General features: G+C 65.4%; 15 protein-coding genes. 3 read left to right on the top strand and 12 right to left on the bottom strand.

The annotated features are described in order from the left end of the window. Nucleotides 1-105: 105 nt before the first annotated feature. From AB4Y35_RS38285 to rpe, 7 genes are all read right to left on the bottom strand, one after another. A complete protein-coding gene (locus AB4Y35_RS38285; RefSeq protein ID WP_368708528.1) occupies nt 106-732 on the bottom strand; it encodes a CYTH domain-containing protein in 627 nt (208 codons plus the stop codon). Nucleotides 733-743: 11 nt separating this feature from the next. Then, nucleotides 744-1,529, bottom strand: coding sequence for an indole-3-glycerol phosphate synthase TrpC (trpC, locus tag AB4Y35_RS38280; RefSeq protein ID WP_368708527.1), 786 nt, complete (start codon nt 1,527-1,529; stop codon nt 744-746). 29 nt (nt 1,530-1,558) lie between these two features. Continuing rightward, nucleotides 1,559-2,590, bottom strand: coding sequence for an anthranilate phosphoribosyltransferase (gene trpD, locus AB4Y35_RS38275; protein ID WP_368708578.1), 1,032 nt, complete (start codon nt 2,588-2,590; stop codon nt 1,559-1,561). A 14-nt stretch (nt 2,591-2,604) separates the two neighbouring features. After that, a complete protein-coding gene (locus AB4Y35_RS38270) occupies nt 2,605-3,180 on the bottom strand; it encodes an aminodeoxychorismate/anthranilate synthase component II (protein ID WP_368708526.1) in 576 nt (191 codons plus the stop codon). 14 nt (nt 3,181-3,194) lie between these two features. After that, nucleotides 3,195-4,688, bottom strand: coding sequence for an anthranilate synthase component I (trpE, locus tag AB4Y35_RS38265; RefSeq protein ID WP_368708525.1), 1,494 nt, complete (start codon nt 4,686-4,688; stop codon nt 3,195-3,197). A gap of 476 nt (nt 4,689-5,164) precedes the next feature. Beyond that, complete coding sequence (locus AB4Y35_RS38260) at nt 5,165-5,872, bottom strand: phosphoglycolate phosphatase (protein ID WP_368708524.1); 708 nt, start codon at nt 5,870-5,872, stop codon at nt 5,165-5,167. Beyond that, nucleotides 5,869-6,567, bottom strand: coding sequence for a ribulose-phosphate 3-epimerase (gene rpe / locus AB4Y35_RS38255; protein WP_368708523.1), 699 nt, complete (start codon nt 6,565-6,567; stop codon nt 5,869-5,871). Before rpe ends, AB4Y35_RS38260 begins: the two co-directional genes overlap by 4 nt. A 218-nt stretch (nt 6,568-6,785) precedes the next feature. Between rpe and apaG the strand changes: the two genes are divergently transcribed. Beyond that, the gene (gene apaG, locus AB4Y35_RS38250; RefSeq protein ID WP_028208771.1) at nt 6,786-7,160 is read left to right on the top strand and encodes a Co2+/Mg2+ efflux protein ApaG; all 375 of its coding nucleotides are present in this window, start codon (nt 6,786-6,788) and stop codon (nt 7,158-7,160) included. An 88-nt stretch (nt 7,161-7,248) separates the two neighbouring features. Then, nucleotides 7,249-8,574, top strand: coding sequence for a murein transglycosylase A (locus AB4Y35_RS38245; RefSeq protein WP_368708522.1), 1,326 nt, complete (start codon nt 7,249-7,251; stop codon nt 8,572-8,574). Nucleotides 8,575-8,659: 85 nt separating this feature from the next. On the opposite strand, the gene paaK is transcribed toward AB4Y35_RS38245, so the two are convergent. From paaK to paaN, 5 genes are all read right to left on the bottom strand, one after another. After that, entirely contained in the window at nt 8,660-9,958 is a 1,299-nt protein-coding gene (gene paaK, locus AB4Y35_RS38240; RefSeq protein WP_368708521.1) for a phenylacetate--CoA ligase PaaK, read from the bottom strand. Between the two features lie 66 nt (nt 9,959-10,024). Further along, nucleotides 10,025-10,495 carry a hydroxyphenylacetyl-CoA thioesterase PaaI gene (gene paaI, locus AB4Y35_RS38235; protein WP_368708520.1) on the bottom strand — a complete coding sequence of 157 codons (471 nt, stop codon included), beginning with the start codon at nt 10,493-10,495 and terminating at the stop codon, nt 10,025-10,027. Between the two features lies 1 nt (nt 10,496). Continuing rightward, a complete protein-coding gene (gene paaG / locus AB4Y35_RS38230; RefSeq protein ID WP_368708519.1) occupies nt 10,497-11,288 on the bottom strand; it encodes a 2-(1,2-epoxy-1,2-dihydrophenyl)acetyl-CoA isomerase PaaG in 792 nt (263 codons plus the stop codon). A 112-nt stretch (nt 11,289-11,400) separates the two neighbouring features. Beyond that, on the bottom strand, nt 11,401-12,609 hold the full coding sequence (gene pcaF, locus AB4Y35_RS38225) for a 3-oxoadipyl-CoA thiolase (protein ID WP_368708518.1): 1,209 nt from the start codon (nt 12,607-12,609) through the stop codon (nt 11,401-11,403). 98 nt (nt 12,610-12,707) lie between these two features. Further along, on the bottom strand, nt 12,708-14,408 hold the full coding sequence (gene paaN, locus AB4Y35_RS38220) for a phenylacetic acid degradation protein PaaN (protein ID WP_368708517.1): 1,701 nt from the start codon (nt 14,406-14,408) through the stop codon (nt 12,708-12,710). Nucleotides 14,409-14,546: 138 nt separating this feature from the next. Here paaN and AB4Y35_RS38215 point away from each other — a divergent pair, with 138 nt between their 5' ends. Further along, nucleotides 14,547-15,323, top strand: a complete 777-nt coding sequence (locus AB4Y35_RS38215; protein ID WP_368708516.1) for an enoyl-CoA hydratase — start codon at nt 14,547-14,549, stop codon at nt 15,321-15,323. Nucleotides 15,324-15,830: the final 507 nt, after the last annotated feature.

Here is a 15,830-nt window from a genome sequence, read left to right as displayed (position 1 = left end):
TTTGCGGCATCGGCGCCGATGTTGCAACTAACAGCACCTTTTTCACACTTTCCTCGAGTGATCGGGCGCGTTCGCGCGGCGCGCCGAGGCCGCGCCGCGTCGTCCTCAGCCTTCGCGCAGCTTGTATCCGCGCTGGGCCTTGCTGATGTCGTCCGGCGCGAGGCCTGGCAGTGCCTGCGCGAGTTCTGCCGCGAGCGTGTGCAATGCCGCTTCGTCGCCCGACTTCAGTTCGAGTTCGATTTCGCAGATCGGCGTGCGCCGCGTTTCGCCATTCACTTCCGCGGTGACTTCGCCCTGATCGATGGCCGCTTCCACTTGCGCGCCGTCGACTTCGAGCGTCCACAGCGTGCGCTGGAAGTCGGTGCGAAAGAGCGGGATCAGGTTCGCGGCGGCCGCCGAAAGTGCCGTCGAAACCCCGGCTTCATCGCACTCGTGCAGCAGCCGGTCGATTTCGAGCGCTTCGCCCGCCACCGGCATTTCCCACTCGTGCCGCGCGTGCAGCCCGTTTTGCGCCACACCTACAGTCTTGAACGTCTGCAGCCAGCCTTCGGGCGCGCGGCGCAGGCGCAGCGCGCTCTTTGCGCGCGCGAGCGCAAGCGCCGGCGTGTCGAAGTAGATGTTTTCGAGCCGGATGGCGCGACCCGGCTTGCCGGCGCGCGTCTCGAAGAGACGCCGCGCCGCGTCCACCTGGTCGCGCGGCAGTGCGAGCTTGATTTCGCGTTCGATACCCATGATGCGCGCGATCAGAAGAACATGCGGGCGAGTTCCGCGCCCGGCTGCTCGGCGCGCATGAACGCCTCGCCCACGAGGAACGTGTGCACGGAAAGCGCGCGCATCTTCTCGACATCGGCACGCGAGAGGATGCCCGACTCGGTCACGACGATGCGGTCTTCGGGCACGTCGTCGAGCATGCCGATGGTCGTCTCCAGCGTCGTTTCGAACGTGCGCAGATTGCGATTGTTGATGCCGATGAGCGGCGTCTTCAGCGTGAGCGCGTGCGTGAGTTCGGCGCGGTCGTGCACTTCGACGAGCACCGCGAGACCGAGCGAATGCGCGAGCGCTTCGAGATCGCGCATTTCACCTGGCTGGAGCGCGGCGGCGATCAGCAGGATCGCGTCGGCGCCCATCGCGCGGGCTTCGACGACCTGATACGGATCGACGATGAAGTCCTTGCGCAGCACCGGCAGGTTGCACGCGGCACGCGCGGCTTCGAGGTAAGCGGCGCTGCCCTGGAAGAACTGCACGTCGGTCAGCACGGAGAGGCAGGCCGCGCCGCCCTCGGCGTACGAGCGCGCGATTTCGGCGGGCTGGAAGTTTTCGCGCAGCACGCCCTTCGACGGACTGGCCTTCTTCACTTCGGCGATCACGGCGGCCTGGCCGTTGTCGTGCTTCGCGCGCAAGGCGCCGACGAAATCGCGCAGGTCGCGCGTGCCCGCCTGCAGACGCAATTCTTCGAGCGGGGCGCTCTGCTCGGCGGCGCGCACTTCTTCGCGCTTGACCGCGATGATCTTTTCGAGGATGTCACTCATGATGTTCGGAGGCAAAAAACGGTGCTGGATCAGCGTTTGAACTGTTGCGTGAAGCGTACCAGTTCGTCGACTTTGGCGCGCGCGCGGCCGCTGGCGAGGGTCTCGCGCGCGAGCGCGATGCCTTCTGCGATCGAGTCCACCACGTTCGCCGAGTAGAGCGCCGTGCCCGCGTTCAGGGCGACGATCTCGCGCGCGGTGCCCGCCTCGTTCGAGAGTGCGCCGAGCAGCATCGTCTTCGACTCTTCGGCGTTTTCGACCTTGAGCGAACGGTTCGAGACCATCTGCATGCCGAAGTCTTCGGGGTGGATCTCGTATTCGCGAATCTGGCCGTCCTTCAGTTCGCCGACGAGCGTGGCCGCACCGAGCGAGACTTCGTCCATGCCGTCCTTGCCGTACACGACGCACACGTGCTTTGCGCCAAGCCGCTCCATCACGCGCACCTGAATGCCGACGAGGTCCGGATGAAACACGCCCATCAGCTGATTGGGCGCGCCGGCCGGATTCGTGAGCGGCCCGAGGATGTTGAAGATCGTGCGCACGCCCAGTTCGCGGCGCACGGCGGCGATGTTCTTCATCGCGGGATGGTGGTTGGGCGCGAACATGAAGCCCATGCCCGTTTCGGCGATTGAGGCGGCCACCTGGTCCGGCTGCAGGTCGATGTTTACGCCGAGCGCTTCGAGCACGTCCGCGCTGCCCGACTTGCTGGAGACGCCCCGGTTGCCGTGCTTCGCGACCTTCGCGCCGGCAGCCGCGACCACGAACATCGAAGCCGTGGAGATGTTGAACGTGTGCGAGCCGTCGCCGCCGGTGCCGACGATGTCGATGAAGTTCGAGTTGTCCTTCACCTCGACGTGATTCGCGAATTCGCGCATCACGGTCGCGGCGGCCGTGATTTCGCCGATGGTTTCCTTCTTCACGCGCAGGCCGGTGAGGATGGCCGCCGATTGCACGGGCGAAAGCTCGCCGCGCATGATGAGGCGCATGAGGTGGAGCATCTCGTCGTGAAAAATCTCGCGATGCTCGATCGTGCGCTGGAGCGCTTCCTGCGGGGTAATCATAATTTGTCGCCTCCGGGTCAAGCGCTCTTGGTTTGCTTCAGGAAATTCTCGAAGAGGGCGTGGCCGTGCTCCGAGAGAATCGATTCCGGATGGAACTGCACGCCTTCGACAGCAAGCTCGCGGTGACGCACGCCCATGATTTCGCCGTCGTCGGTCCAGGCCGACACTTCGAGGCAGTCGGGCAGCGACTCGCGCTCGATGGCGAGCGAGTGATAACGCGTGACGTTGAAGTGCTTCGGCAGGTCGGCGAACACGCCTTTGCAGTCGGTTTCGATCTGGCTCACCTTGCCGTGCATGATGGTCTTCGCGCGCACGACGCGCCCGCCGAACGCTTCGCCGATCGCCTGATGGCCGAGGCACACGCCGAGAATCGGCGTCTTGCCTGCGAATTCGCGCAGCACGTCGAGCGTAATGCCCGCGTGCTGCGGGTTGCTCGGCCCGGGTGACAGGCAGATCCGCGCGGGGTTGAGCTTCGCGATTTCGTCGAGGGTGATTTCGTCGTTGCGGTACGTGTGAACGTCTTCGCCGAGCTCGCCGAAGTACTGGACGATGTTGTAGGTAAACGAATCGTAGTTGTCGATCATGAGCAACATGGTCTTTTCTCCGCTCAGAAGTCGCTGTCGAGGCCGTCCTGCACCTGCTCGGCGGCGCGCAGCACGGCGCGCGCCTTGTTCTCGGTTTCCTGCCATTCGGACTCGGGCACCGAATCCGCAACCACGCCCGCGGCGGCCTGCACATACAGATTGCCGTTGTGGATGAGGCCGGTGCGGATCGCGATGGCCAGGTCCATCTCGCCGTTGAACGAGAGATAGCCGACCGCGCCGCCGTAGAGCCCGCGCTTCACCGGCTCCAGTTCGTCGATCAGTTCCATCGCGCGAACCTTCGGCGCGCCCGAGAGCGTGCCGGCCGGGAAGGTGGCGCGCAGGACGTCGAAATTGTTCATGCCGGGCTTGAGCTTGCCTTCCACCGAACTCACGATGTGCTGCACGTGCGAGTACTTCTCGATGATCATCTTGTCGGTGACGGCCACCGAACCGATCTCGGCGATGCGGCCCACGTCGTTGCGCGCGAGGTCGATCAGCATGACGTGCTCGGCGATTTCCTTCGGGTCGTTGAGCAGTTCGGTCGCGAGTTCGGCGTCGCGCTCGGGCGTGTTGCCGCGCGGCCGCGTGCCCGCGAGCGGACGAATCGTCACGATGCGGTCCTCGCCGCGCTTTTCCTGGCGCACGAGAATTTCCGGCGACGCGCCCACCACGTGGAATTCGCCGAAGTTGTAGTAGTACATGTACGGCGACGGGTTCAGCGAGCGCAGCGCACGGTACAGCGACAGCGGATTGTCGCGATACGGCTTGGTGAGGCGCTGGCCGACCTGCACCTGCATCAACTCGCCCGCGGCGATGTATTCCTTCGCCTTGCGCACGGCGGCGAGGTAATCGTCCTTCTTGAATTCGCGGAACGTTTCAGTGCGCACGCTCGCCGAGGTCACCGGCGGCTGCACCGTGGTGCGCAGGCGCTGCTTGAGTTCGCGCAGGCGGTGCTTCGCCTTGGTGTAGGCCTCGGGCGTTTGCGGATCGGCGTAGACAATGAGATACAGCTTGCCCGCGAGATTGTCGATGACCGCGACTTCTTCGGTCAGCAGCAACTGGATGTCGGGCAGGCCGAGGTCGTCGGTCGGGCAGGTCTCGGCGAGCTTCTTCTCGATGTAGCGCACCGCGTCGTAGCCGAAGTAGCCCGCGAGACCGCCGCAGAAGCGCGGCAGGCCCGGACGCTGAGCGACCTTGAAGCGCGCCTGGTACTGCGCGATGAATTCGAGCGGATCGCTGTCGTGCGTCTCGATCACCTGGCCGTCGCGCACGACCTCCGAAACGCCGTTGCGCGTGCGGATCAGCGAGCGCGCCGGCAGGCCGATGAACGAGTAGCGCCCGAAGCGCTCGCCGCCCACCACGGACTCCAGCAGGAAAGAATTGGCGCCGCCGCGCTCGGGCTGTGCGAGCTTCAGATACAGCGAGAGCGGCGTTTCGAGATCGGCGAGCGCTTCGGCGATCAGCGGGATGCGGTTGTAGCCCTCGTTGGCGAGGGACTGAAATTCGAGTTCGGTCATGTTCCGATCCTGTTCGTGCTGCCAATCGCGGCGGGTGCGGGCCCAGTGCGGCTCAAAACGGGGCGCGCGGTGAGCGCGAGGCGTTTGTTTTTGAGTGCTTGATGGCCGCTGGCGCTCGCTCGTGCGGCCCAGGATCGCGCTGATGAGGCAGCGCTTGCCGGGCCGGCGTGCGGTACATCGACGGAAGGTAGGGCGTAGCCGCTCGCGCCTGGCGCACCTCGCCGCGAACGGCGAAACGACACGCAAGGACCACGAAAGCCAACGGCCAGACCAGCCGACGGGTTACCGCAACAGTTTAGAGTCGAGACACGCGCGAGTGCGCAGCGAAGTAAAAAACGGTGCTGAAGAAAGACTTCAGCGAACCTCAGGCGAGGTTAGCGCGACCAGCGACGCCAGGGCCAGGCTCCCCGGTCGATCGTGCTCAGACTCCGTTTTTTATTCAGAAACATGAGGATAGTTGACGTTCAGTTGAGAACTTAAGTCAGATCATTGTGCGCTGCGACCACCTTGGCGGCGTCGAGCAGCGAGGCAACTATACCATCCGATTCAATTTTTTGTACAGGTTGGCCGTGGTTATAGCCATAGGGCACCGTGAGCGTGGCCATGCCGGCCGCGCGGCCCGCAATCGCGTCGTTCTCCGAATCGCCGATCGCCACCGCCGCCGCGGGCTTGACGCCCAGGCGCTCGCACGCGGTGAGCATCGGCAGTGGGTCGGGCTTTTTCTTCGCCAGGCTGTCGCCGCCGAGCACCACTTCGAAGTACTGCGCGAGACCGTATTGCTGCAAGAGCTCGGCGGCGAAGCGGTGCGGCTTGTTGGTCACGCACGCGAGCTTGATGCCCTGGTCGCGCAGCGCGGCGAGGCCCGCCTCGACGTCCGGGTACAGATGCGTGTGGCGGCCGTTGATCTTCGCGTACTCGTCCTGGTAGAGCGCGAGCGCTTCGTCGAAGCGCGCCTCGACGTTGTCCGCGGCAAAGCGCGGCGCGAGCACGCTGCGGATCAGGTGCTCCGAGCCCTTGCCCACGTAACCCATCACTTCCTCGCGCGTGGTTTCCTCGGCGTCGAGCTGCGCGAGCATGCCGTTCAGGCCGGCAGCGAAGTCGTCGGCGGTGTCGACCATCGTGCCGTCGAGGTCGATCAGCGCCGCTTCGATGCGCGGCGCGGTGAACTGGATGGGGGCGTTCATTTTGCGTTCGCGCTGTTGGCGACGCTGGCGAGCTGCGCGCGCATCTCGTCGATCACGGTCTTGTAGTCGGGCTTGCCGAAGATCGCCGAGCCCGCCACGAAAGTGTCCGCGCCAGCCGCCGCGATTTCGGCGATGTTGTCGACCTTCACGCCGCCATCCACCTCGAGGTGGATTTCGCGGCCCGTGCGGGCCGTGTAGGCGTCGATCTTCGCGCGCGCCTCGCGCAGCTTGTTGAGCGCCTCGGGAATGAACGACTGGCCGCCGAAGCCCGGATTCACCGACATGATCAGCACGAGATCGAGCTTGTCCATCACGTGGTCGAGGTAGTTCAGCGGCGTGGCCGGGTTGAACACGAGGCCCGCCCTGCAGCCGTGGTCGCGGATCAGCGAGAGCGTGCGGTCGATGTGGTCCGAGCCTTCCGGGTGGAAGCTGATGAGGTTCGCGCCGGCCTTGGCGAAGTCGGGCACGATGCGGTCGACCGGGCGCACCATCAAATGCACGTCGATGGGCACGCTCACGTGCGGGCGGATCGCCTCGCACACCAGCGGGCCGATGGTGAGGTTCGGCACGTAATGGTTATCCATCACGTCGAAGTGGATCCAGTCGGCGCCGGCAGCGACGACGTTGCGGACTTCCTCGCCAAGACGCGCGAAGTCGGCGGAGAGGATGCTGGGGGCGATGCGGAATTGCGTCATGGCGGCAATCGGAAAACTGTCGGAAAAACCGTATTTTACCGTCAGTAGGAGAGCCTTTCGCGGCGGCCGCCGCGGGCCGCGCCGGGTTGCGGGTGCCCGTTGCATCAAGCAGAATGCCAAACCATGTGCCGCGCCTCGCGGCGCGCCCGCGAGCGCCTTGCCGCGCGGGCGTCTCAGTCAACCGACTCAGCAGCCGCGCCTAAGCGAATGGAACAGGGATGAGCCAGTACGAATTCAGCGTGACGTCGCAGGTGCGCTACCTGCCCGAAGAATCGGACCCGGAGCGCCGGCAATATGCCTTCGCGTACACGCTGACCATTCGCAATACCGGTCAGGTGAGCGCCCAGCTGATCGCGCGCCACTGGGTGATCACCGACAGCGAAAATCACGTGCAGGAAGTGAAGGGGCTGGGCGTGGTCGGCCATCAGCCGCTTCTGAAGCCGGGCGAGCAGTTCGAGTACACGAGCTGGGCCGTGATCGCGACCCCGGTGGGCACCATGCGCGGCGAGTACTTCTGTGTGGCCGAGGACGCCGAGCGCTTCGAGGCGCCCGTGCCCGAGTTCGTGCTGCGCATGCCGCGCACGCTGCATTGAACCGCCGCGAGAAATCGGGGTCTGCTAGTCCTGACGCCGATCGTCGCGCGAGGCTTGCTTCTTCCTGCCCGACGCGGTCCACACAACGATGAAAACCAGCAGGAACAGCGCAAGGAGCGCTTCCAGACCAAACATGAGCATCGGGTATTCGTCGAGCAGTTCTGACATGGCGGCATCCATCGAGAGCCAATATTGTAGGCGTGATTTTGACGTCGATTCCGGTCTCGATGCCCCGGTGATGCCGGGATTCACAAAGGTGCGATATTGCGTGCGGTCCGCGCTTCGACGTGGGGGAAGCCGCCTGGGCTTGCGGTTAGGCGGCTGGTTGGGCGCGGCTTCGCTGGCGGCTTTGCTTGCCGCATGCGGCGGCCCGGGCTACGTGCACAACGTGCCGCCCAAAGGCACGCCCACGCTGCCCTCGCAGCTCGCCGCGCAACGCCTCACGGCGGTCGCCTGGCAGCAGGTGCCGGGCTGGCAGGATGACTCGCTGATCGGCGTGACCGCGGCGCTGCGCGCGAACTGCACGCGCCTCGCGCGCGATCCCCGCTGGCAGCGCGCGTGCTCGGCGGCCTCGCAGCTCGACGACCTGGACGCCGCGAGCGCACGTGTATTCTTCGAAACGTATTTCACGCCCTATCAGTTCGCCAACAACGACGGCACGCTCGACGGCCTCGTGACCGGCTACTACGAACCGCTGCTGCACGGTTCGCGCACGCGTCACGGCATCTATCAGACCGCGCTGTACCGCTGGCCATCCGGCTATCGTCCGGGGGGCGCGCTGCCGCCGCGCGCGCAGCTCGAACGTTCGGGCGCGCTCAACGGTAACGAACTCGTGTGGGTGGACGATCCGATCGAAGCGTTCTTCCTGCAGGTGCAGGGCTCCGGGCGCGTCGTGATGGAAGACGGCAGCGTGATGCGGGTGGGCTTCGGCGGCACCAACAACCAGCCGTACAAGTCGATCGGACGCTGGCTGCTCGACCACGGCGAACTCACGCCCGCGCAGGCGACCATGCAGGGCATCAAGGCATGGGCGCGCGCGAACCCGACGCGCGTAGACGCGCTCCTCGACACCAATCCGCGCTTCGTGTTCTTCCGCGAGATGGGAGGCTCCGAGGGCGACGCGCAGGGCGGCGCGGACGGCCCGATCGGCGCGCTCGGCGTGCCGCTCACGCCGGAACGCTCGATTGCCGTCGATCCGTCGTCGATTCCGCTTGGCACGCCAGTGTTTCTCCAGACCACGCGCCCGCTCACGAATACGCCGCTCAACCGGCTCGTGTTCGCGCAAGACACGGGCACGGCGATCAAGGGCGGCGTGCGCGCCGACTACTTCTGGGGCCTCGGCGACGACGCCGGCGATCTGGCCGGCAAGATGAAGCAGGGCGGCCGCATGTGGCTGCTGTTCCCGAACTCGTGATCGCGGTGGCGCTTGCGCTGCACACGAGAAGCGAAAAAGCCGGCGTTTGCCGGCTTTTTCTTTTACTGCGCGTTGCGGGCCGCGGTTACTTCGGCCGCTTGTCGATGACTCGCCGGGCCTTGCCCACCGAGCGCTCGATGCCGTTCACTTCGAGCACGTTCACCTTGCACGTCACGCCGATCAGCGCCTTGATGTCGTAAGCGAGCGCCTTGCTGGCCGCGTCGAGCGCGCCGTAGTCGGGCGCGGTTTCCGGGCACGGTTCGCAGTTGAGCGACATCACGTCCATCGGACCTTCCTTCGTCAGGATGATCTGATAGTGCGGTGCGAGCGCCGGCTGCTTGAGCAGCAGTTCCTCGATCTGCGTGGGGAACACGTTCACGCCGCGGATGATCAACATGTCGTCCGAGCGGCCCGTGATCTTTTCCATGCGGCGCATGGTGCGCGCCGTACCGGGCAACAGACGCGTGAGGTCGCGCGTGCGGTAACGGACGATGGGCAGCGCTTCCTTCGTGAGCGAGGTGAAGACGAGCTCGCCCAGTTCGCCGTCGGGCAGCACTTCGCCGGTTTCCGGGTCGATGATCTCGGGGTAGAAGTGGTCTTCCCAGATCGTCGGGCCGTCTTTCGTCTCCGCGCACTCCGAGGCGACGCCGGGGCCCATCACTTCCGAAAGACCGTAGATGTCGACGGCCGTGATGCCCATGCGCTGCTCGATGGCCCGGCGCATGTCGTTGGTCCACGGCTCCGCGCCGAAGATGCCGATGCGCAGCGAACAGGTGGCCGGATCGATGCCCTGGCGCTCCATCTCGTCGGCGATCGCGAGCATGTAGCTCGGCGTGACCATGATGATGTCGGGACGGAAATCCTGGATCAGCTGGACCTGCTTCTCGGTCTGGCCGCCGCCGAACGGAATGACGGTGAGACCCGCGCGTTCCGCGCCGTAGTGCGCGCCAAGGCCGCCCGTAAAGAGTCCGTAGCCGTAGCTGATGTGCACCTTGTCGCCGCGCCTCGCGCCCGCTGCGCGCACCGAACGCGCGACGAGGTTCGCCCAGGTGTCGATGTCGCGCGCCGTGTAGGCCACCACGGTCGGCTTGCCCGTCGTGCCCGACGATGCATGGATGCGCGAAATCTGGTCTTGCGGCACCGCGAACATGCCGAACGGATAGTTGTCGCGCAGATCCTTCTTCGTGGTGAACGGGAAGCGCGCGAGATCGGCGAGCGACTGCACCTGGGACGGATGCACGCCGGCTTCGTCGAATTTGCGGCGATAGACCGGCGAATTCTCGTAAGCGTGGTTCAGCGACCATTTCAGGCGCTCGAGCTGCAGCGCAGCAAGCTCGTCGCGGCTCGCCTTTTCGATGGGTTCGAGCGGCAGCGTGGTACTCATGGGTGTCTCCTGGATCTTAAGAACTTTACTCGTGACGCGTAGGGAATCGAGAGGGGGAAACCCGCTTCACGTTGCGACTGGAATGACATTGCCGCGAATCTGCGCGGACTTGCCTCGGAAAAGCGCGACGGTTTCGCCTGCCCGGTTCGTCACGCGGATGTCGTAGACCCCGTTGCGTCCCGATAGCACCTGTTCGACGGCTTCGGCGGTCAACACCTCGTCGCGCAGGACCGGACGCAGGAACTCGATCGAGCAGCCGGCCGCGACGGTGTTGATGTTGTACGAATTGCACGCGAAGGCGAACGCCGAATCCGCGAGCGAGAAAATCATCCCGCCGTGGCAGGTCTGATGGCCGTTGAGGAACTCGGGCCGCACGGCCATGGAGAGGCGCGCGTAGCCGGCGCGCACTTCGAGGAGCTCCATGCCGAGCGCGCGCGTGCAGCTGTCGGCTTCGTACATCGCCTGCGCGGCCGCGCGAGCGAGTTCGTCGGGCGACAGGCTGTCGTCCTCTGGCAGTTGCGAGACTTGCGTGGACATCTCAGCGGCCCTCGAAGTGCGGTGCGCGTTTTTCGATGAAGGCTTGCACGCCTTCTGCGTAGTCGTGCGACGCGCCGAGTTCGCGCTGCAGGTCGCGTTCGAGATCGAGTTGCTGGTCGAGCGTGTTCGTGGCCGATGCGCGCAGCGCCTCGCGCGTGGCGACGAGGGCGCGCGTGGGTTGCTGCGCGAGGCGTGCGGCGAGCGCGCCGGCCGTTTGCGCGAGCTCCGCGTCGTCGGTCACTTGCCAGACGACGCCCCAGCTTTCCGCCTTTTCCGCGCTGAGCTTTTCGCCGGTCATGGCGAGTCCGAGCGCGCGCGCCATGCCCACGCGTTTGGGCAGGAACCACGTGCCGCCGGAATCGGGCACGAGGCCGATCTTCACGAACGCCTGGATGAAGCTTGCCGAGCGTGCGGCGAGCACGAGGTCGCAGGCGAGGGCGAGATTGGCGCCCGCGCCGGCCGCGGTGCCGTTGACGGCGGCGATCACGGGCATCGGCAGCGCCTGCAGACGCTTGATCAGCGGATTGAAATGCTCGTCGATGAGGTCGCCGAGATCGGTCATCGCGCCCGGCGTGAAGTCGAGGTCGGCGAGATCCTGGCCCGCGCAGAAGCCGCGGCCCGCGCCCGTCAGCACAAGGGCGCGCGCGCCGGCTGCGGCGACCTCGTCGAGCGCGGCGACGAGCTCGCGGTGCATGGCGCGCGTGAAGCTGTTGAGCTTGTCCGGGCGGTTCAGCGTGATCGTGGCCACGCGGGTGGATGCGTCGATTTCGACGCGGATCGCATCGTAGGGCATCGGTTGTCTCCTTGTCGACCAGAGTTAGCGCTTCAGTGCTTGCTCTGGTCCCATGCAAAGCTGCCTGAGACCGCCGAACGCATCGCCCGGCGGCCGGTCGATACTGTGCGCGTTATGCCTCGATGCGTTCGATCGCGAGGGCGATGCCCTGGCCGACGCCGATGCACATCGTACAAAGTGCGAAGCGTCCGTTCGTGCGCTCGAGCTGATGGAGCGCCGTCGTCACGAGACGCGCGCCCGAAGCGCCGAGCGGGTGGCCCAGTGCAATCGCGCCGCCATTCGGGTTCACGCGCGGATCGTCGTCGGCAATGCCGAGTGCGCGCAGCACGGCGAGACCTTGCGAGGCGAACGCCTCATTGAGTTCGATCACGTCGAACTGATCCAGCGTCATACCGAGTTGCTTGAGCAGCTTTTGCGTAGCGGGCGCCGGGCCGATGCCCATGATGCGCGGCGCCACGCCGGCGGTCGCCATGCCCAGCACGCGCGCGCGGCGACGCAGGCCAAACTGCCTGGCAGCCTCCTCGTTGGCGAGCAGCAGGGCGCAGGCGCCGTCGTTGACGCCCGAGGCGTTGCCCGCCGTGACCGTGCCGTCCGGCTTCACGACGCCCTTGAGCTTGCCGAGCGATTCGAGCGAAGTCTCGCGAGGGTGCTCGTCGAGCGTCACGCGCACGGGGTCACCCTTCTTTTGGGCGATCTCGACCGCGACGATTTCCTGCGCAAGCGTGCCGTCCTTCTGCGCGCGGGCCGCTTTCTGCTGGCTGCGCAGCGCGAACGCGTCCTGATCGGCGCGATTGATGCCGAATTCTTCCGCGACGTTTTCCGCCGTTTCCGGCATCGAATCGACACCGTACTGCTGCTTCATCAGCTTGTTGACGAAACGCCAGCCGATGGTCGTGTCGTAGATGGCCGCTTCGCGCGAAAACGCCGAAGCCGCCTTGCCCATGACGAACGGCGCGCGCGTCATGCTTTCCACGCCGCCTGCGATCATGAGGCGCGCTTCGCCCGCCTTGATCGCGCGCGCCGCGCTGCCGACGGCGTCGAGGCCCGAGCCGCACAGGCGGTTGAGCGTGCCGCCCGGCGCGTCGGTCGGCAGGCCCGCGAGCAGCGCGGCCATGCGCGCGACGTTGCGGTTGTCTTCGCCGGCCTGGTTGGCGCAGCCGTAGAGCACGTCGTCGAGCGCGCTCCAGTCCACGCCGGGATTGCGCTCGACGAGCGCGCGGATCGGCACCGCGGCGAGGTCGTCCGCGCGGACGTCCTTGAGGGCGCCGCCGTAGCGGCCGAACGGGGTGCGAATCGCGTCGCAGATATAGGCTTCGGTCATCTCGGATTCCTGGGGGCGCGAGCGCAGAAGTGCGCTCACGCCTTGCATGCTAGAGGGATGGGCAATCGGGCGCCATTTGGCTGAGCGGTGTGGGCCGATCAGCTGGCGACGGCGGGGGCCGCTTTCGGTTCGACGTGAATGCGGCTCTGAACCACGCGGAAGCGGTTCGCCACGAAGGCGGCGTCGGCGAGCGCGGCGTTCGCCGCGGGGTTCGCGCCGGTGCCGTGGAAGTCCGAGAATGCAGCCGACTGGTTCACGAACACGCCGCCCGTGAGGTTGATCGAGAGCGCTACGCCGCCGGTGATGGCGGCTTCGTGTGCGGCTTCGATCACGGCGTCGTCCGTGCTGTAGACGGAAAGCGTGAGCGCGCCGTGGTCGCGCGCGGTCTCGCCGGCCAGCTTGAGCGATTGCGCAGTCGAATCCGTGGCGATCACGAACGAGATCGGGCCGAACCATTCGCGCGTGAACTGGGCGGCGTCGCGGGCTGCGTCGAGCGAGAGCACGAGCGGCGTGCGCACGCGTGCACCGGCGAACTGCGGGTGTTCGAGCGTCTGGCTGTCGGCGAGCACGGTGCCGAGCTTGCGGGCTTCGTCGATGCGAGCCGTCACGCCTTCGTTCTGGATCGCGCCGAGCACTTCGACGGCGCGCGCCGGATCGGCGACGAACTTCTGCACGGCGCCGGCAATCGCCTGGGCGACGGCCTCGAAGCTCGCCTGGCCTTCAGCGGTGCGGATGCCGTCGCGCGGCACATAGATGTTCTGCGGGGCCGTGCACATCTGGCCCGAGTAAAGGGAGAGCGAGAACGCGATGTTGCGGGCGACGGCCTTCAGGCCGTCCGCGGAGTCGATCACGATCTGGTTCACGCCAGCCTTTTCCGTATAGACCTGCGCCTGATGCGCATTGCGCTCGAGCCAGTCGCCGTTTTGCGTGCTGCCCGTGAAGTCGATCAGCTTGATCTCGGGGCGCAGTGCGAGCTGCTGCACGAGTGCGCCGTCGTTGGGGTCGGTGGCGAGCAGCGTCACGACGTTCGGATCGAAGCCGGCTTCGCGCAGCACGTCGCGCGCAATGCGCACGGTGATCGCGAGCGGCAGGATCGCGCCCGGGTGCGGCTTGACGATGACCGTGTTGCCCGTCGCCAGATCGGCGAAAAGGCCGGGGTAGCCGTTCCAGGTCGGGAACGTGCAGCAGCCGAGCACGAGGCCGGTGCCGCGCGGCACGATGGTGAAGCGCTTTTGCATCGCGAGGGGCGGGTTCTTGCCCTGCGGCTTTTCCCAGTGCGCGTCGGCGGGAATGCGGCGCAGCTGGTCGTAGGCGTAGGTGACGGCTTCGAGCGCGCGGTCCTGCGCGTGCGGGCCGCCGGCCTGGAAGGCCATCATGAACGCCTGGCCGGTCGTGTGCATCACGCTGAAGGCGATCTCGAAGCTCGCGCGGTTCAGACGCTCGAGGATCTCGAGGCTCACGCCTGCCCACGCCTGCGGGCCGGCGGCGCGCCAGTCGCGCTGAGCCTGCTGCGCAGCTTCGATCAACTGGTCGGGCGTCGATTTCGGATAGCGCGCTCCGAGCGCGAAGCCGAACGGCGAGGCCTCGCTGCCGACGGTTTCGCCTGTCGACGGCTGGTCGAGTTCGAAGGCGCGATTCAGGTGGGCCTTGAACGCGGCTTCGCCATCTGCGCTAGCGGTTTCCCCGTACACTTTGGGGCTGGGCATTTCGGCGAACGGGCTCCAGTAGCCGCGGGTCTCGATGGCGGCAAGCGCTTTTTGAAGCGCGCCCTCATGCTTGGCAAACAGCGAATGTGTCATGGCTCAACATTGATTGAGAGGTTGGACAGGGCCCGTGCCAATTAATTGACCGACCGGTTGGTTGGCCAATGTTAGCATTAGTCAAAGTTCGGCGTAAAAAATTTTTTTGGGGACTTTCTTTTGATGGAAGGAGGAGTTATGGGGTACGAAAACATCCTGGTCGAGACGCGTGGCAAGGTCGGACTGATCACGCTGAACCGGCCGAAGGCGCTCAACGCGCTAAACGATGCGCTCATGGACGAACTGGGCGCGGCACTCAAGGCGTTCGAGGCCGATGAGGGCGTTGGCGCGATCGTCATCACGGGTAGCGAAAAGGCGTTCGCCGCGGGCGCCGACATCGGGATGATGGCGAGCTACACCTTCATGGATGTGTACAAAGGCGACTACATCACGCGCAACTGGGAAACGATCCGCTCGATTCGCAAGCCGATCATCGCGGCGGTCGCGGGCTTCGCGCTCGGTGGTGGCTGCGAGCTGGCCATGATGTGCGACATGATCTTCGCCGCCGATACGGCGAAGTTCGGCCAGCCCGAGATCAAGCTGGGCGTGATTCCGGGTGCGGGCGGCACGCAGCGTCTGCCGCGCGCGGTGTCGAAAGCGAAGGCGATGGACCTGTGCCTGACCGCGCGGATGATGGGCGCGGAAGAGGCGGAGCGCGCCGGACTCGTGTCGCGGGTGATTCCCGCGGCAGAGCTGCTGAACGAAACGCTGGCCGCGGCGGCGACCATCTGCGAATTCTCGTTGCCCGCGGTGATGATGGCGAAGGAGTCGGTGAATCGCGCCTACGAGACGACGCTGGCTGAAGGCGTGCACTTCGAGCGCCGCCTGTTCCATTCGCTCTTCGCTTCGGAAGATCAGAAGGAAGGGATGGCGGCCTTCGTCGAGAAGCGCAAGCCCGCGTTCAAGAACAAGTAATTGGCTGGGAGATTCGATCGCCGGGAACGGCGATCGAAATTATTTTCGCCACCCCCTTGCACAGTGCCGGCGGGGGCGCTAAGATTCGCCCCCTTCGCAGTTCGATGTCTCTGACGTCAGGGCAGCGAGGGCCGCCGCGGAAACCGGTGGGCGCAGGAGTCGGCAGCTTTTTTAAGCGGTGAGCGAAAAAAAGGGGTTGACGAAGCGAAAAGGATTCTTCATAATCTCGTTTCTCTGCTGCTGACGCAGCAACGCAGAAAGAAGCCGGTAGTTGAGCAGTTTTAACGGCGCTTTCGCGATCGATCTTTAAAAATTTACAGCCGATAAGTGTGGGCGCTTGATGCGGTGGCGACCTGACTTCGTTCTTCGGAATGAAGCCGGGAGCAGCAAAAGTATCAAGAGTCTCACACTAAAGTAAGTCAGGTTTTTGAAGCAATTCAAATTCCTGTCAGCTTTGAGTGAGCGACCGGTTCTTAACCGAACCGAAAACAGTAACAGGTATTGAAC

Origin of the sequence: Paraburkholderia sp. EG286A (assembly GCF_040965375.1) — a bacterium.
Taxonomy (GTDB): domain Bacteria; phylum Pseudomonadota; class Gammaproteobacteria; order Burkholderiales; family Burkholderiaceae; genus Paraburkholderia.
Note: the sequence above shows the minus strand (reverse complement) of the source record. Positions and strands in the feature narration are given on the sequence as shown.

Coding starts and splice junctions, on each gene's coding strand:
- AB4Y35_RS38285 (WP_368708528.1), bottom strand. CDS start 732: ATGGGTATCGAACGCGAAATCAAGCTCGCACTGCCGCGCGACCAGGTG.
- trpC (WP_368708527.1), bottom strand. CDS start 1,529: ATGAGTGACATCCTCGAAAAGATCATCGCGGTCAAGCGCGAAGAAGTG.
- AB4Y35_RS38270 (WP_368708526.1), bottom strand. CDS start 3,180: ATGTTGCTCATGATCGACAACTACGATTCGTTTACCTACAACATCGTC.
- trpE (WP_368708525.1), bottom strand. CDS start 4,688: ATGACCGAACTCGAATTTCAGTCCCTCGCCAACGAGGGCTACAACCGC.
- AB4Y35_RS38260 (WP_368708524.1), bottom strand. CDS start 5,872: ATGAACGCCCCCATCCAGTTCACCGCGCCGCGCATCGAAGCGGCGCTG.
- rpe (WP_368708523.1), bottom strand. CDS start 6,567: ATGACGCAATTCCGCATCGCCCCCAGCATCCTCTCCGCCGACTTCGCG.
- apaG (WP_028208771.1), top strand. CDS start 6,786: ATGAGCCAGTACGAATTCAGCGTGACGTCGCAGGTGCGCTACCTGCCC.
- AB4Y35_RS38245 (WP_368708522.1), top strand. CDS start 7,249: ATGAAAACCAGCAGGAACAGCGCAAGGAGCGCTTCCAGACCAAACATG.
- paaK (WP_368708521.1), bottom strand. CDS start 9,958: ATGAGTACCACGCTGCCGCTCGAACCCATCGAAAAGGCGAGCCGCGAC.
- paaI (WP_368708520.1), bottom strand. CDS start 10,495: ATGTCCACGCAAGTCTCGCAACTGCCAGAGGACGACAGCCTGTCGCCC.
- paaG (WP_368708519.1), bottom strand. CDS start 11,288: ATGCCCTACGATGCGATCCGCGTCGAAATCGACGCATCCACCCGCGTG.
- pcaF (WP_368708518.1), bottom strand. CDS start 12,609: ATGACCGAAGCCTATATCTGCGACGCGATTCGCACCCCGTTCGGCCGC.
- paaN (WP_368708517.1), bottom strand. CDS start 14,408: ATGACACATTCGCTGTTTGCCAAGCATGAGGGCGCGCTTCAAAAAGCG.
- AB4Y35_RS38215 (WP_368708516.1), top strand. CDS start 14,547: ATGGGGTACGAAAACATCCTGGTCGAGACGCGTGGCAAGGTCGGACTG.